This window comes from Kribbella sp. NBC_00662 (assembly GCF_041430295.1).
Taxonomy (GTDB): Bacteria; Actinomycetota; Actinomycetes; order Propionibacteriales; family Kribbellaceae; genus Kribbella.
Map to the genome: position 1 here is coordinate 7,379,291 of NZ_CP109029.1, position 14,664 is coordinate 7,393,954.

Below are 14,664 nucleotides of genomic sequence, written 5' to 3' on the forward strand. Positions count from 1 at the left end.
CGCCAGCGTCCTGCAACCGTACGCTTGCACATCTGGATGCTCACGGCTGGAGTGGATAGATGGTGACGCCCTGTACGACGCGGTTGACCTCGCCGGCGGGGAAGGGGTTGTCCGGCGTGCGGCCCAGGGCCACGGAGAACTGCAGCGCGAGCAGTTGGGCGATCACCACGAAGGGCAGCGCGAGCGGTGCGTCGTTGACTTCGGCCACGCCGGCGATCTGCCAGGTGTCGGGCGTGACGTCGGGGTCGTCGGATCGTCCGTTCACGATCAGCACGTTCTCCGGGCCCATCGCCGCGCGGAGTTCCATAGCGATGTCCAGGTCGTAGCGCCGGGTGTACGGGTCGTTTGACAGATAGACAACCGCCAGGCTCCGCTCGTCCAGCACGGACTTCGGCCCGTGGCGAAAGCCGAGTGGGGTGTCGTAGAAGCTGATCATCTTCCCCGCGGTGAGCTCGAGGAGTTTCAGTGCCGACTCCCTCGCCAGGCCACCCAGCGCACCGCTGCCCAGGTAGACGACTCGGTCGTAACGGCGATCGGTGTACCGGGTCAGGTCGTCCGAGCGGGCAAGGACTTGTTCGGCCGCTGCGGCGAGCCGGTCCGTGAGACCAGGATCCTGGTCGGGAGCCAGGGCAAGCCAGGCGGTCAACAGCATCGAGGTGAAGCTCGATGTCATCGCGAAGCCACGATCGTTGGTTGCCGCCGGCATCAACAGGACGAGCGACGAGGCAGACCCCTCGTGCTCGCGCGCCAGCCGGCCGGCCGCGTTGCAGGTGATGACCAGGTGATGGGCCGATCGCAGGCAGCTCGTAGCCAGCTGGGTGGCGGCGACACTCTCCGGGCTGTCGCCCGACCTGGCGAACGAGACCAGCAGCGTGGGCACATCATCGGCGAACATCTCCCGGGGGTTCGAGACGATGTCGGTGGTAGCGATCGCATCGATCCGCCGGCGCAGACTTCGCGACAGTGGTGGCGCGAGCACCTCGCCGACGAACGCCGACGTACCGGCACCCGTCAGCACGATCCTCAGGTCGGACTGCGCCAGCAGCGGCTCGAGGAACGCGGCGACCTCGCTCGACCTGGCCGCCAGGCTCGCGGCCGCCTGACGCCATACGGCCGGCTGCTGCACAACCTCCTGGTAGGTGGCCAGCGAGCTCACGCCGTCCGCGGTGGTCGGTACTCCGGTCACACAGCCACCTCCGCGGCCGCGAAGCTGTCGAGCAGGGGGTCGTGCGCGGTGATCGCGTCGTCCAGGATGCTGGTGGCGACCGCAAGACCGCTGACCAGCGGGTCCAATGCCAGCGCCTGCAGGGCGAGAGTCCGGTCGCCGGTCAGGGCGGCGCGCACGGTGAGTTCCTGTTGCTGTGCTCGTGCGGACAGGACGGCTGCGACCCCCTCCGGCAGCGGTCCGACGCCGAGCCCGATGATCCCTGCGGCGCCGACCACGGCCGGGACCTCGACGACGGCGGTAGGTGGCAGGTTGGGGATCTTGCCCTCGTTCGGCAGGTTCACCGCAAGCTCGACATGGTCTCTCCCGGTCACGATGGCCTCGGCGATCGCCACCAGGCGCTCCGCTTCTTGGTTGTCGGTCCGCGGGAGGGGTGCCTTGCCGTCCGCCTGGGCGTGCAGCAACTCCCACAGGTCGTCCTTCTGGCCGATGTATCGCATGGTGGCGTCCCGGCCACCTTGCAGACCCCAGGGCAGGTCCTTGTCGTCGGCCGGTCCACCGTCGGCGGCCCGCAGGTAGCCGCCGAAGAACTCGGCGACGTGACGGTCACCCGGCGCCGGATAGAGGCCGAACGTCCTCATCAGATCCGCCGAAACCGGGAGATGGACGCCTTCCTGGCTGGTCGAAGGGGCGTCGACTCCGCCCGCTCGCTCGGCCACGAACCGACGCAGCAGCGGGTACATGTCCTCGGCGCCGCGGCGCAGGTCGAGCAGCCAACAGAGATGATTCAGGCCGGCGAAGACGGCCGTCAGCTCGCCGGGCCCGAATCCCAGGTCTGCGGTCAGCTTGGCGAGAGTGTGCCTGGTGCCGTGGCACAGGCCGACCGCCTTGACGCCGGTCTCGGCGGTGATCGCCCGGACGTTCGCGGTCAGCGGGTTGGAGTAGTTGATCAGTTGTGCCTCGGGCGCGAGGTCTGCCACGTCACGGGCGATCGCCACGAGTTCGGGCACGTGGCGCAGCGCACGCAGTACGCCACCCGGACCGACGCTGTCGCCCACGGTCTGTGCGATGCCGTATCTGGCCGGTACGTCGACGTCGGCGCGCCAGCCGGCTGCGGCTCCGACTGCGATCGTCGTCGTCACGAATCGTGCGCCGGGCAAGGCTTCCCGGCGGTCCGTATGTGCGACGAACTCGAGCTTGCCGCCGCGTTCGACGGCGATCCGCCGGCCGACCCGGGCCATCGTCTCGGCGGCTTCGCCGTTCAGGTCGACCAGATGAACGGTCCAGCCGTCGAAGGTCCGGGACGACGCCAGGTCGGTCATCAGGCCAGGGGTGAACACGGTGCTGCCCGCACCGATCAGGACGATGGAATTCTTACTCACGGATTCCCCTTCACGAACGTCGAAGTCGTAGCGGTAGAGCGCCGTCGCCGACGTTCTACCGCTCTACTTGATCAGCCGTTCCGGACTGCGTCGCCGGCTCCGGACAGGTTGTCCAGCCGCATTTCCGAGTACTTACGGCTCAGCACGACCCCGTCGGCGCCTCCGCTGAAGGCGGCCGCGGTCGCGTCGCGGACACCGTCGCGAGTGCAGTGGGTCAGGTTGTCGCCGGACGTGAGGTCGTACTCCTCCTTCATTCCGACCGGGATGTCGATGTCGATGCCCGAGTAGATCTTTGTCCCGGTCCCCTCGACGCCGGCCTTCGCGCGGGCCGTTTCCCGCCTGACGTAGTCGGCGCTGAAGCCGATCTGGGACAGGTCGTCGAACTCGCCCTCGTCCAGGTTCAGAAGTTTCAGCATCAGCGGGTACACCTCGGCCGGGGTCGCGTCGGCGAACAACGTACGGCAGATCGAGGTGACCCAGGTGAAGAACCTCGGTCCGGCGCAGTTGTTGTAGATCACGATCTTGAGGAAATCGGAGACCTTGGCGAGTTCTGCATAGTCCTGATCAGCTCGGTAGAACGGGCTGAAGGAGATGTTGTGATAGACGTGCCATCCCACCTCGAGGTCCTGCTTGCAGGCCTTGGCGACACCGTAGATGTCGGCGTACATCTGGCGCTGGCTCTGCGTCCACAGGTTCTGCCAGGCCAGCACCTCGGGGTAGCGCAACAGGATCCGCCAGAACGAGGTGAACGCACCGTCAGGATCCTTCTCCCCCGACGACGTCTTCTGGTTCCAGGCCAGCACCGCCCCCATTCCTTCCCGGGCCCGCTCGACGTTGATCCCCAGATTCCGGCCGATCTGCTGGCAATGAGCGCAGAAGCAGCCGAGCTCGCCGGCTTCGACCGGCTTCTGGATGGCGAGGTTGAGTGGACCGGGCCGCTCCGAGCACCACGCGATGCCGTCGAGATCGTAGGACTTCGCGTAGTCCTCGACGATGCTCAGATGCCAGTTCCTGTAGTCAGGGTTGTTGAAGCACGTGTGCAGGGTCGGCCTGCCCCAGAGATCGACCTCGAGAAGCTTCGGGAAGTTCGGGTAGTCGCGCAGGGCCTGGGCGTAGTTCGACTCCTCGATCCAGGCGTACGAGCCCATGCCCAGCGCCTTGGCCTTCGGGATCACGTCCTCGAGCATGTCGTACCCGGGATGCTCCGGTGCCCGGCCGATCGATCCGAGGACGGTGTTCCCGTAGAACTCAGGGTGAACCGTGGCGTAGTTTCCACCGACCCAGTCGAGGTCGTACTCCTGGACGCCGTGATCAGGAATCGGGTGCCCGGGCAACTGACGTCCCCCGGTGCCTCTGGTCCAGGTCGGTGTGGCCAGGAAGAGCTGGTTCACCCCGCCCCGTTCGGCGAGGATGTCCAGCACCTTGTCGGTTCCTTCGTCGATGAACGACGCGGCACCGATCTGGATGGCCACGAACTTGTCTGACATCTGGATGCGTGCTCCTTGTGGTGTAGCGAGTGAATGGTCGGAACGATCGGGACAGATCAGCCCTTGAAGCCGCTGCCGGTAACTCCCTGGATGAAGTACCGCTGGGCAAGAAGGAAGATGATGAAGACCGGTACGACGGTCACCGTCGCGCCCGCCATCAGCGGCCCGACCTGCGTGTAGAACTCGTTCTGGAACTGGGCCAGTCCGATGGGCAGGGTCTGCTTGTCCGGCGACGTGAGGAAGATCAGCGGCCCGAACAGGTCGTTCCACGAGTCGAGGAACGTGAACATCGCGACCGCGGCCAGCGCCGGCTTGGTCTGCGGCACCATGATCGTCAGAAAGGTCCGGAAGGTCGACGCACCATCGACCTGCGCAGCCTCCTCCAGACCGGCCGGCAGCGTCTTGAACGCCTGGCGCATCAGAAAGGTCCCGAAGACCGGAGTCAGCACCCTCGGCACCCACAGCGGGAACAACGTGTCGATCCAACCGATCTTCTGGAACAGGATGTACTGCGGCAGCAGATAGATGATGTTCGGCACGATCGCTGTCACCAGCACGATCCCGAACAGGGCGTCGCGGCCCTTCCAGGTCAGCCGGGCAAACGCGTAGCCCGCCAGGGACGAGACGATCAGGCCGCCGACCACATTGAGGACGGCCAGCTTCACACTGTTGAGGAAGTAGACCGGCATGTTGCGGAGCACGGTCGTGTAGTTGCCCCACTGCGGATGAGACAGCGCGAACCCCGGTGGGAAGTCCATCACGTGCTCTTCCGGGCGCAGGGACGTGTTGAGCATCCACAACGCCGGGGTCAGGAACGACAACGCGAGCAGGATCAGGAAGATCATCAAGATGATCCGCCGCCCTTGGAACCTGCGCTTGGCCTGTGCGGGAGGTTTGCGGTCTCCGCCACCCGCCAGAACTGGTCTGTCGTCGACGGCCAGGTCAGTCATAGAACACCCACTTCTTCTGCAGCTTCCACTGGATCCACGTCAGTACGGCGATGAGCGCGACGATCAGCCAGGCCATGGCCGCTGCGTAACCGAACTTGCCCTGCTGGAAGGCGACCTGCCACAGATAGAAGATGTAGACGCTGCTCGAATAGCCGGGGCCGCCTTTGGTCAGGACGTAGATCAACCCGAACACCTGGAACGATGCGATGAACTGGGAGATCGTGACGAAGAAGATCTGCGGCGTCAGCAACGGCAAGGTGATCCGCCACAACCGTGACCAGGCAGAGGCTCCGTCGATCCGCGCAGCCTCGTACATCTCCTCCGGGATCCCCTGCAGGCCGGCGAGCAGGATCATCATCGGATATCCGACGCCCTGCCAGGCGCTGACCACCACCACCGCCGGGATCACCCAGGCGGAGTCGGCGAGCCAGGCCGGCCCGGTGATGTGCAAGGTCCGCAGGAACTGATTGATCAATCCGTTGGTCGGACCAAAGATGTAGTACCAGACGAACCCGATCGCCACGACGTTCATGACGTACGGGGTGAAGAACGCCATGCGCAGGAACGCCGTACCCGGGACCTTCAGGTTCCCGAGCAGCGCGAGCACGAGCGCCAGAACGACCGTCACCGGCACACCCAGGACCGTGAAGACGATGGTGTTGCGGACCACCTGGAGGAAGATGGGGTCGTTCGCGATCAGATCGACGTAGTTGCGGCCGCCGACGAGCCGGGGCGAGTTGAACCCGTCCCAGCTCGTGAACGAGGTGTACATCGACACGACGATCGGCGCAGCCTGGAAGGCCACGATGCCGAACACGAGCGGCAGTGCGAACAGCCAACCTTCGAGGGTACGGCGGCGCCGGTTCCGCCGGACCTCCGGCGGAACCTCAGCACGCCGCACCGCGGTGTGAATCGCCATGGGTCTGGCCTCAGCCCTGACCAAGAGCCTGCTCGACCTGCGGCCTGGCTCCCGACAGCACGTCCTGAGCACTGCTCTTGCAGTTGTAGACCTGGTCGAGCGCCGGACGGTAGATGGCACGAGCGCCGAGCGTGTTGCTGGTCTTGTTCCCAGCAGTGAGATGGTGGGCTGCCTCGGCCAGCAGCTCGGCGTGCTTCGGCGCACCGGTGCTCGCCTTGGAGATTGCCTCGGCCGCTTGGTTGTTCACCGGGGTGAACGAGCCGCCCTTGCCCAGGATCTGGCCCGCCTCGGGACCGGAGAGATAGTTGAGCAATTTAAAGGCGGCATCGTGGTGCTTCGCCTTGGCCGGCACGCCGTAGCTCACCACGCTGGCCTCGTTGGCCTGGTCCGCTGTCCCAGCAGGCGGTGGCGCGATGTCCCAGTCGAAGCCCTTGATGGTCTGCCGCAGATAGGGCACCGACCCGGACTGCTCGAACAGCATCGCGGTCTTGCCTTGCGCGAACAGTTGGACGTCCGCGTTGTCCTGCAGCAGATCCGCCCACGCCGGCTGGACGTGATACTTGCACGTCAGATCCGCGACCCACTGGACGGTCTGGACCCCGATCGGGTCGGCCAGCGTGAACTTCTTGCCGTCGGCGCTGTAGACCCCTGTCGGGCTGCCGTTGTTGTGCGTGAACGTCTGCTCGTAGTTCGTTGCCGCGCTCACCGTCGCGCCGTACATCTTGGTGCCGTCGGTCAACTTCTGCGCGTCTGCCAAGAAGTCTTCCGTCGTCCACTTGTCGCTGCTCCAGGTGCCCGGTGGGAGCGGCAATCCGGCCTTCTTGAAGGCATCGACGTTGTAGAAGACGATCGTGGACTGGTAGCCGAGCTGCCACGAGGTCATTCGACCGTCGGACTGCTTCCCGAAGTTGAACACCTGAGGCGCGTAGTCGGAGTCCTTGAGCCCGGCAGCCTTCACGGCCGGTGCGAGGTCGAAGAGCGCGCCGTTGTCCGTGAACTGCTGCACGTAGTCGTCGTTGATCCGGAAGATGTCCGGCGGGTTGCTGCTGGCCAACGAGGTGCGCATCTTTGCCTCGTAGTCGGATTCGGAGGGAACCGGGAGCACGTCGACCTTGATGTCGGGGTTCTCCTGCTCGAACTTCTGAATCGCCTCTCCCAGCGGCATGCCTTCGACGACCTGGTCGTTCATGAAGGTGATGGTGACCTTGCCGCCGGCTGTGTCACCGGATCCCCCACCTGAGCAGGCGACGAGTGACACCGCCGCGGCCCCGATCGTGATGAGGCCGGCGATCCGACGCCGCCGGCGACGCGTCTCTGATGAGTTGAAGCCCATCGATACGACTCCTTTGTGAATGTGAAGGGCGATGTCGCCCGGCCGAAGTCCCTCCGCGCGGGGGGAACGGCTCAGACCCGGGGCCGCGGGCCGATCACGTGAGGACACACTGCGCAGCTATGCGCACAGTGGCGCGCGAAGTTGATCTGAAAGTAGATGGAACAACCAGTTGTGGTCAAGGGATACGAATACATGCGCACCTTGATGAGCAAGTGCGCAAAACTTGCGCACTTACTGGGATTGCCGAGAGGCCTTGTTCAGACCACGGTTACTTTCACTCCGGCGCGCTCGAGAGCCTCGAGTTGGTCCGGGTGGGCGTTCCGATCGGTGACGATGTCGGTGATGTCGGAGAGCCGACTGATCCGTGCGAAGGTGACCCGGCCGATCTTCGAGCTGTCCGCGATGACCACACTGCGACGTGCTCGGCGCAGGAATGCCAGGTCGGTCTGCGCCTCCATCTCGTCGTACGTCGTGCAGCCCTCCTCCGGCGTCAGGCCGTCCACGCCGATGAATGCGATGTCGAGGTGATAGTTGGCCAGCATCGTTTCTGCGGCCGGCCCCACCAGTTCGTACGACGACCGTGCGAGGCCACCGATGAGCACGAGGCGGACACCGGCGTGGCCGACCAGTTCAGCCGCGATGTTGATCGCATTCGTGACCACTGTGATCCCGCGGCGCTGGGCCAGGGCGCGTGACAGCTCCAGCGCGGTGGTCCCGCCCGTCATACCGACGACGGCGCCCTCCTCGACGAAGGCCGCGGCAGCGCGACCGATGCTGCGCTTCTCAGCCTGCCGGAGGATCGCCTTGACCCGGGTCGGTTTTTCGTCGCCGGCTTCGTTGGACAGGGCTCCGCCGTGGGTGCGGACCAGCAACTGGCTGCGGCTCAGCGCCTGCAGATCACGGCGGATGGTCGCACCCGAGACGCCAAGTGCGACGGCCAGGGCGGCGACGTCGACGCTGCCCTGGAGTCCGACCTGGTCGAGGATCGCGCTCAACCGCTCCGACTTCCTCACGACGGCACTGTACAAGGTGCGCAGGTTTTGCGCACTCGCTCAAGATCTTGCGCATGTATTCGAATACCTTGACCGGAAGTTTTCATGATGACTACCTTCGAATCAGATTTGCGCGGGTCAGTGTGCGCAACTGCGCACTCGCGATCGCCTGCTCAGCGAGCCCGTCGGTGCGACGAAGGAGGCCAGGATGAGTACGGCGGCTCTCTCGTCGATGCGCTCTTGCCAACCCTCGGTGCCGTCCCCCCGCCGTGCCCAGCGGTTGGTCGAGATCCTCGACCTGCTGACCGCGCGCGGAACGTTGTCGATAGATGCCCTGTGCAATGAACTGCGGGTGTCACCGGCAACCCTGCGCCGGGACATGACGCACCTGGAGGATCAGGGCCTTGTCGTCCGTACCCGCGGCGGCGCCCGGGCCAATACCGGACGAGAGTTGCCGGTCCGGCTCCGGGACACGAAGGAGCCACAGGCCAAGCGCGCGATCGCGATCACTGCCGCTGCCCTGTTGCCGGTGAACAGACCGCTGGCGGTGGCGATCGGTGGTGGCTCGACGGCCGCCGAGGTCGCCAGGGAACTCGGCCGGCGCCGACGGCTGACCATCGTGACGAACGCGCTCACCACCGCTGTCGCAGTCGCCGCACGACCGAACCTGCAGGTGATCATGACCGGTGGGGTGATCCGGGCGAGCTCACTCGAGCTCGTCGGCAGCCTGGCAGAGACCACGTTCAACGGGATCAGCGTCAACGTGGCCATCCTCGGTGCGGACGGAGTCAGCGCGACCAACGGCGTCACCACCCACGACCACACCGAGGCCCGGACCAACCACGCCATGGTGACCCATGCACACCGCCTGATGGTGGTCGCCGACGGCTCGAAGATCGGTCGGACGACCGTTGCCAAGGTCGCCGACGCGTCGGCGATCGATGTTCTGGTCACCGACGCTTCGGCCGATCCTCACGAACTCGCCGCGTTGGCCGAGTTGGGCGTGACGGTGCATGTCACCCCTTCACGCCCGAGAACGCAATACCGCTCATCAAGTGCCGCTGGAAGACGACGAACACGATGATCACCGGCAGGCTCGCCAGCAGCGAGCCGGCCATCAGTACGGGGAAGTTCGTCGTGTACTGACCTTGCAGGCTGGCCAGGCCGGCAGAGACCGGCATCTGCCGTGGATCCGAGTTCACGACCAGTGGCCAGAGCAGATCGTTCCACGACCAGATGATCACCAGCACGCCGAGCGCGATCATGCCGGGTGCGGCCATCGGCAGCATGATCCGCCAGAAGATCTGCAGGATGTTCGCACCGTCGATGCGGGCAGCCTCCTCGATCTCGATCGGAAGCTGCCGGAAGAACTGGCGCATCAGAAAGGTGCCGAAGGCACTGAACATACCGGGCAGGAACAACGCCACCAGGGTGTTCAGCAGCCCCAGCTTCTGCATGATCTGGTACTGCGGGAGCAGGAACACCTGGTACGGCACCATGGTCACCGAGAGGAAGACCGCGAACAGGACTCCACGGCCCCGGAACTGCATCCGTGCGAACGCAAAGCCGGCCAACGCACTGAACAGCACCTGACCGACGGTCCGGGCGATGGTCATCACGGTCGTGTTCACCAGCTCCCGGCCGAACGGCAACGCACCGAACACGGTCGTCACGTTCGACCACTGTGGCGAGTGCGGCAGGAACGTCGGTGGCACGCTCACCGACTCGCCGAAGCTCTGCAGCGACGTGGACAGCTGCCAGAGGAACGGCCCGACCATGAAGACCGCACCCACACAGAGAACCAGGTGCGCGATCGGATGCTTCGGCCGGAAACGCCGTCGGTGCCGGACGGGCGCCTGCATCGACTCAGCCATAGTGCACCCACCTCCGCTGCAGCCGGAACTGCGCCGCGGTCAGGATCAAGGTCGCGAGCAGCAGCAGTACGCCGATCGCGGCCGCGTAGCCGCCATCGTGCTCGGCGAACCCACGTTGATAGAACAGGTAGACCAGCGTCTCGGTCCGCTCGATCGCCGGACTCTGCTGACCGACCATCAGATAGATCAGGTCGAAGGCCTGCAACGAGTTGATCACCGTGATCACGGTGACGAAGAAGATCGACGGCGTCAGCAGCGGAACCGTGATGTGGAAGAACTGCGCCAGCCGCCCGGCGCCGTCCAGCTCCGCCGCCTCGTAGTAGTCGGTAGGGATGCCGCGGATGCCGGACAGGAAGATCACCATGTTGTAGCCGATCGACCCCCAGACCCCGACGATGCTGATGGCGAAGATCGCCGTGGCGGGATCGGAGAGCCAGTGCGGACCGTTGACGCCGATCTTCGACAGCAGCCAGTTGATCAAGCCGTAGTCGCCGTTGAAGAGGTACTTCCAGGTCAGCGCGACCGCTGCCGGCAGGGTGACCACCGGCAGGAAGTACAGCGTGCGGTAGACGGTCACCCCGCGCATCCCCGGCAGGCTGAGTAGCGCTGCCACGATCGCCGACAGCGGCACCGCGAGCAACGAGATCACGCTGATGATCGCCGTGTTGACGATCGCGTGGACGATGTCGGAGTCGGCGATCAGCGTCCGGTAGTTCTCCAGCCCGGACCACACGTGCCCGCCGAAGGCCCCCCAACTCGTGAAGGAGAAGTAGATCGTCTGGAACGTCGGCCAGATCTCGAAGATCACGAGCCCCGCTGCGGCCGGCAGCAGGAACAGCAACGCCCACCAGCCACTGTCCCGGGTCGGCGGTCGCGGCCGCCGACGGCCGCCCGTCGTGGTACGCAGACGGATCGGGCGGGCTTCGGCCGGTGCCGTGGCAGTGCTCGGGCCGCTCACCGTTGTTCCTTCGCCAACGCGGCGTTCATCGTCTCCGCGACGTGCCGGGACACGTCGGCGACCGGGGACTTACCGGTCCAGGCGTCGGCGAACTGCTTCGTCGCCGCGTCCCGCCAGGCGGCGGTGTCGGTGGAGGCCGGGAACGGCTGCGCGTACTTGAGGTGGTCGACGAAGACCTGCAGGTCGAACTCCGGCATCGCCTTGGCGTACGCGTCGGCGTGCCCCTGGTACGCCGGGATCACGGTGCCCGTCTTGGCCTGGATCTCAGCGGCCCGATCGGATCCGAGGAACTGCAGGAACTCCCACGCCTGATCAGGATGCTTGGTCTTGGCGGACATGCTGTTCGCCAGTCCGTTGCTGTAGTAGTTCCGGTTTCCGCCCGGCCCGGCCGGCAACGGCGCGATGCCGATGTTCGCCTTGCCGTACGGGACGGCGGCGATCTCCTCGGGCTCCCACGATCCGCAGTACCTCATCGCGACCTTCCCCGAGGTGAGCATCGCCAGCGGGTCGGTGTCGGTGGTCTGCTGCAGCGTCGGCGAGACGTGGTACTTGGTGATCATGTCGGTCCAGAACTGGATGCCCTGGATCGTCGCCGACTGGTCGTACCCGGAACTCTTGCCATCGGGTGAGATGACCTGACCGCCGACCTGCGGCACGGTCAGGTACCAGCTCAGCTCGTCGGCCTCGGGCGCGACGAAACCGTACACACCCTGCTTCGGGTTCGTCAGCTTCTGAGCCGCGGCGATCACGTCGCTCCAGGTCCACGACTCGTCCGGGTACTTCACCTTTGCGGCGTCGAAGAGCTTCTTGTTGTAGCAGAGCCCGAACCCGTTGACGTCCTTCGGTACGCCGTACACCTTGCCGTTGACGGTGTAGGCCTTGGTGACTGCGGGCACGTACGCGCTCATGTCCAGCTTCGACTTCTTGATCTGGTCGTCCAGTGGAGCTGTCCCGCCACCGGTCGCGTAGTACTTGGCGTAGACCATGGTCATCCAGAAGACATCGGGTCCGGTGCCCGCGGTGACGCTGGTCTGCAACTTCGTCCAGTAGCTCTCCCAGGGAGTGACCTGGACCTGGACGTCGATGTTCGGGTGCTTGGCGTGGAACTCCGTGATGATCTGCTTCATCGCGGCCGCCTGGGCCTGGTCCCAGATCGCGTAGGTGAGGGTGACCTGCTTGTCGTCGCCACCTGCTCCGGAAGATCCCGAGCAGGCCGCGACGGCGATCAAAGGTGCCACGAGCAACAGACTCAGCAGCCGTCGGCGGATTCGTCGTACCGTCTTCATAGGGACTCCTTCGTAGCGGGGCGGGCTGGGCTGAGGAAGTCGAGTCGCGCGGGCAGTTCTTCCCCCAATGCGTGCCGCGCCGAGAGTTCGCCGAGCAGCGGGCCGAGTGTCAGGCCCCACGCCCCCAGGCCGGTGGCGACGTGGACCGACGGCGCAACCGCACCGACCAGCGGCAGCCCGTCGCTGGTCGCGGGTCGCAGTCCCACCCTGGTCTCGAGGACAGTGGCAGCGGACAGGCCGGGCGCCAGGGCGAGAGCCGCACTCAGTACGGCGTGCTGGCCGCCGGCCGTGACTCGTGCGTCGAATCCGACGTCCTCGTGGGTCGCCCCTGCGACGATGCGGTCGTCGAAGCCGAGCAGATAGCCGGCGCCGGGCGTGTTCACCACTGGCCGCATGCCCGTCTGCCGGCCGTCGAGACGCAGATGCACGAGCTGCCCACGGATCGGACGGACGCCGACCTCGACACCGTAGGCAGCCAGGTCCGATGCTGCCCAGGCGCCGGTGGCGAAGAGAACCGCTCCCCCGTCGAGCACCCGATGCCCGACGCGGACCCGCGGAGACGGGTACTGCGGATCCAGGCTTCCGGCGCCGGGGATCACCTCGAGGTCGGCACCGTCGGATCGGGTCCGAGCCCGCCGACGCGCCGCGGTCATCAGCCGGTCGTGGAGGCGGGAACCGACGACGCGACCGACCTCGGCGATGAAGATTCCGCGCAGATCGCCGCGCAGCTCCGGCCAGTAGGCGCGGAGGTCTGCGCCGTCAACGGTTTCGACCGGCTTCGTGACGCCGTGCGCGCGGCGTCCCTCCGGGGTGGAGAGCCGCTCGGCCACCGCGTCGAGCGCGGCCTGTTCGTCCGGATCGTCGCCGGCCACGACCAGCTCGCCGACCTGTTCGAACGTCGCCGAGCCCGCTCCGGCCGGGTCAACAGCATCCAGCTCGGCCAGGAGACTGTGGTAGTAGCCGACGCACTCGGTGATCATCGACGTCCAGTCCGGACGCTGCTCACCACGGTCGAGTGCGACGGGCGAGACGATTCCCGCGCCGGCGTCCGTCGCACGGCCGGCCAGGCCGGCGTCGACGAGCGCCACCCGCGCGCCCTGGCGGACGCCGGCCAGTGCGGCGCTCGCCCCGACGATGCCGCCGCCGATGATGATCAGGTCAAACTCCGGCATCGCTGCTCCCTGGCGAAGCGGTCGCGAGCGCCGGGATGAAAGCGCGCGCGTTGTCCCCTTCCACCAGCGCCGCCAGAGCATCCGGCAGTCCGAGTCCCGAAATCGTCCAGCGTCCGGTCGGCGGCGGCTCGCTCGACGAGTAGTCGAAGGCCTCGTCGTTGCTGGCCAGGAAACGCAGGTACATCCGATAGTCCTCGACATCCGGCGGAGCGCAGTCGGTACCGAGCAGGACCCGGTCCGGATGACGTTCGATCAGCGCCCGGGTGCGTCGCGGCTGGCGGCCGAGCTCGGCGATCCGCGCGGCTAGGTCGACGCGATAGTTCGGGCAGCGGTCGAGCATCTGCTCGACCCAGTCGAGGTTCTCGGCGAGGCAACCGACGTGGGCACCGATGAAGCGAACCTGTGGATGGCCGGCGACGACAGCCTCGAACGCGTCGAGCAATCGCTGCAGCGGCGGGAAGTCAGGTCCGTGAAAGTGCCAGTCAGGATGCCGCAGCAGCTCCTCGAGCCGCTCGTTGCGACGGTCGAGCGGCTGGAAGAAGGCAACCGGGTCGGCGGTATGGATGAGCGCCGGAACGCCTGACTCGGCCAGCGCGTCCCACAGCGGCTCCAGGCGAGGATCATCGAGGAAGATCAACTCCGACCGCTCGTCGCGCACCCGGAGCCCGATGTCCTTCCAGAGCTTCAGTCCCGTCGCGCCACGGCGTACCGAATCGCTCAGCGAGGCAGCCATCCGGTCGCCCCAGCCCGGCGTCGAGGTGTCGGTCCAGTCCACTCGCGCGAACGTCACGAAGCGCCCGGGATAGCGCCGGTCGTAGCGGTCGAGGTTCGCCTCGAGCTCGTCGCTCCACTCACCGTCGAGGTTCACGATGGTCGCCACGCCCGACTCGTCCATCGTCGCGATCAGAGCATCCGGATCGGGCACCCGCCAGACTCCGGTGTTGCGTCGTCCGAGATGGTTGTGGACGTCTACGATCGGCGCCGCCGGAGTTGTCACCGACGTCACCGCGGCGGTCATCATCGACACCGGAGCAAAGTCGCGCAGCCGGATATCACCGAGTCCTTCGGCCATCATCCCTCGATTCGCAGTTCGGATCAGAAACCAGCGAGATTCGAGACGAAGCTACGATCGACGGCCGAGACCAC

The 14,664-nt window shown here is 66.1% G+C and carries 13 protein-coding genes; 1 reads left to right on the plus strand and 12 read right to left on the minus strand.

Going from position 1 to position 14,664, the window contains the following annotated elements; translation table 11 throughout:
• Positions 1-40: 40 nt before the first annotated feature.
• The 7 genes from OHA10_RS36360 to OHA10_RS36390 all read right to left on the minus strand — a co-directional run bounded on the left by OHA10_RS36360 (position 41) and on the right by OHA10_RS36390 (position 8,249).
• On the minus strand, positions 41-1,186 hold the full coding sequence (locus OHA10_RS36360; RefSeq protein WP_371403327.1) for an SIS domain-containing protein: 1,146 nt from the start codon (positions 1,184-1,186) through the stop codon (positions 41-43).
• Entirely contained in the window at positions 1,183-2,547 is a 1,365-nt protein-coding gene (locus OHA10_RS36365) for a hypothetical protein (protein WP_371403328.1), read from the minus strand. The genes OHA10_RS36360 and OHA10_RS36365 overlap by 4 nt, the downstream gene beginning before the upstream one ends.
• Positions 2,548-2,618: 71 nt before the next feature.
• Complete coding sequence (locus tag OHA10_RS36370; RefSeq protein WP_371403329.1) at positions 2,619-4,034, minus strand: hypothetical protein; 1,416 nt, start codon at positions 4,032-4,034, stop codon at positions 2,619-2,621.
• A 56-nt stretch (positions 4,035-4,090) separates the two neighbouring features.
• Positions 4,091-4,984: a carbohydrate ABC transporter permease gene (locus tag OHA10_RS36375; RefSeq protein ID WP_371403330.1), complete on the minus strand. Its 894-nt coding sequence runs from the start codon at positions 4,982-4,984 to the stop codon at positions 4,091-4,093.
• Positions 4,977-5,903, minus strand: a complete 927-nt coding sequence (locus OHA10_RS36380; protein WP_371403331.1) for a carbohydrate ABC transporter permease — start codon at positions 5,901-5,903, stop codon at positions 4,977-4,979. The genes OHA10_RS36375 and OHA10_RS36380 overlap by 8 nt, the downstream gene beginning before the upstream one ends.
• 10 nt (positions 5,904-5,913) lie before the next feature.
• The gene (locus OHA10_RS36385) at positions 5,914-7,236 is read right to left on the minus strand and encodes a sugar ABC transporter substrate-binding protein (RefSeq protein ID WP_371403332.1); all 1,323 of its coding nucleotides are present in this window, start codon (positions 7,234-7,236) and stop codon (positions 5,914-5,916) included.
• Between the two features lie 257 nt (positions 7,237-7,493).
• The gene (locus tag OHA10_RS36390) at positions 7,494-8,249 is read right to left on the minus strand and encodes a DeoR/GlpR family DNA-binding transcription regulator (RefSeq protein WP_371403333.1); all 756 of its coding nucleotides are present in this window, start codon (positions 8,247-8,249) and stop codon (positions 7,494-7,496) included.
• A gap of 187 nt (positions 8,250-8,436) precedes the next feature.
• Here OHA10_RS36390 and OHA10_RS36395 point away from each other — a divergent pair, with 187 nt between their 5' ends.
• Complete coding sequence (locus tag OHA10_RS36395; protein ID WP_371403334.1) at positions 8,437-9,312, plus strand: DeoR/GlpR family DNA-binding transcription regulator; 876 nt, start codon at positions 8,437-8,439, stop codon at positions 9,310-9,312.
• On the opposite strand, the gene OHA10_RS36400 is transcribed toward OHA10_RS36395, so the two are convergent.
• Genes OHA10_RS36400 through OHA10_RS36420 form a run of 5 tightly spaced genes read right to left on the minus strand, consistent with a single transcriptional unit; the run spans position 9,245 to position 14,593 of the window.
• Positions 9,245-10,102, minus strand: coding sequence for a carbohydrate ABC transporter permease (locus tag OHA10_RS36400; protein ID WP_371403335.1), 858 nt, complete (start codon positions 10,100-10,102; stop codon positions 9,245-9,247). The genes OHA10_RS36395 and OHA10_RS36400 overlap by 68 nt on opposite strands.
• Positions 10,095-11,060: a carbohydrate ABC transporter permease gene (locus tag OHA10_RS36405; protein WP_371403336.1), complete on the minus strand. Its 966-nt coding sequence runs from the start codon at positions 11,058-11,060 to the stop codon at positions 10,095-10,097. Before OHA10_RS36405 ends, OHA10_RS36400 begins: the two co-directional genes overlap by 8 nt.
• Positions 11,057-12,346 carry a sugar ABC transporter substrate-binding protein gene (locus OHA10_RS36410; protein WP_371403337.1) on the minus strand — a complete coding sequence of 430 codons (1,290 nt, stop codon included), beginning with the start codon at positions 12,344-12,346 and terminating at the stop codon, positions 11,057-11,059. The genes OHA10_RS36405 and OHA10_RS36410 overlap by 4 nt, the downstream gene beginning before the upstream one ends.
• Positions 12,343-13,518, minus strand: a complete 1,176-nt coding sequence (locus OHA10_RS36415) for an NAD(P)/FAD-dependent oxidoreductase (protein WP_371403338.1) — start codon at positions 13,516-13,518, stop codon at positions 12,343-12,345. Before OHA10_RS36415 ends, OHA10_RS36410 begins: the two co-directional genes overlap by 4 nt.
• Positions 13,505-14,593 (minus strand): amidohydrolase family protein, encoded by a 1,089-nt coding sequence (locus tag OHA10_RS36420; RefSeq protein ID WP_371403339.1) that lies wholly within the window; start codon positions 14,591-14,593, stop codon positions 13,505-13,507. Before OHA10_RS36420 ends, OHA10_RS36415 begins: the two co-directional genes overlap by 14 nt.
• Positions 14,594-14,664: the final 71 nt, after the last annotated feature.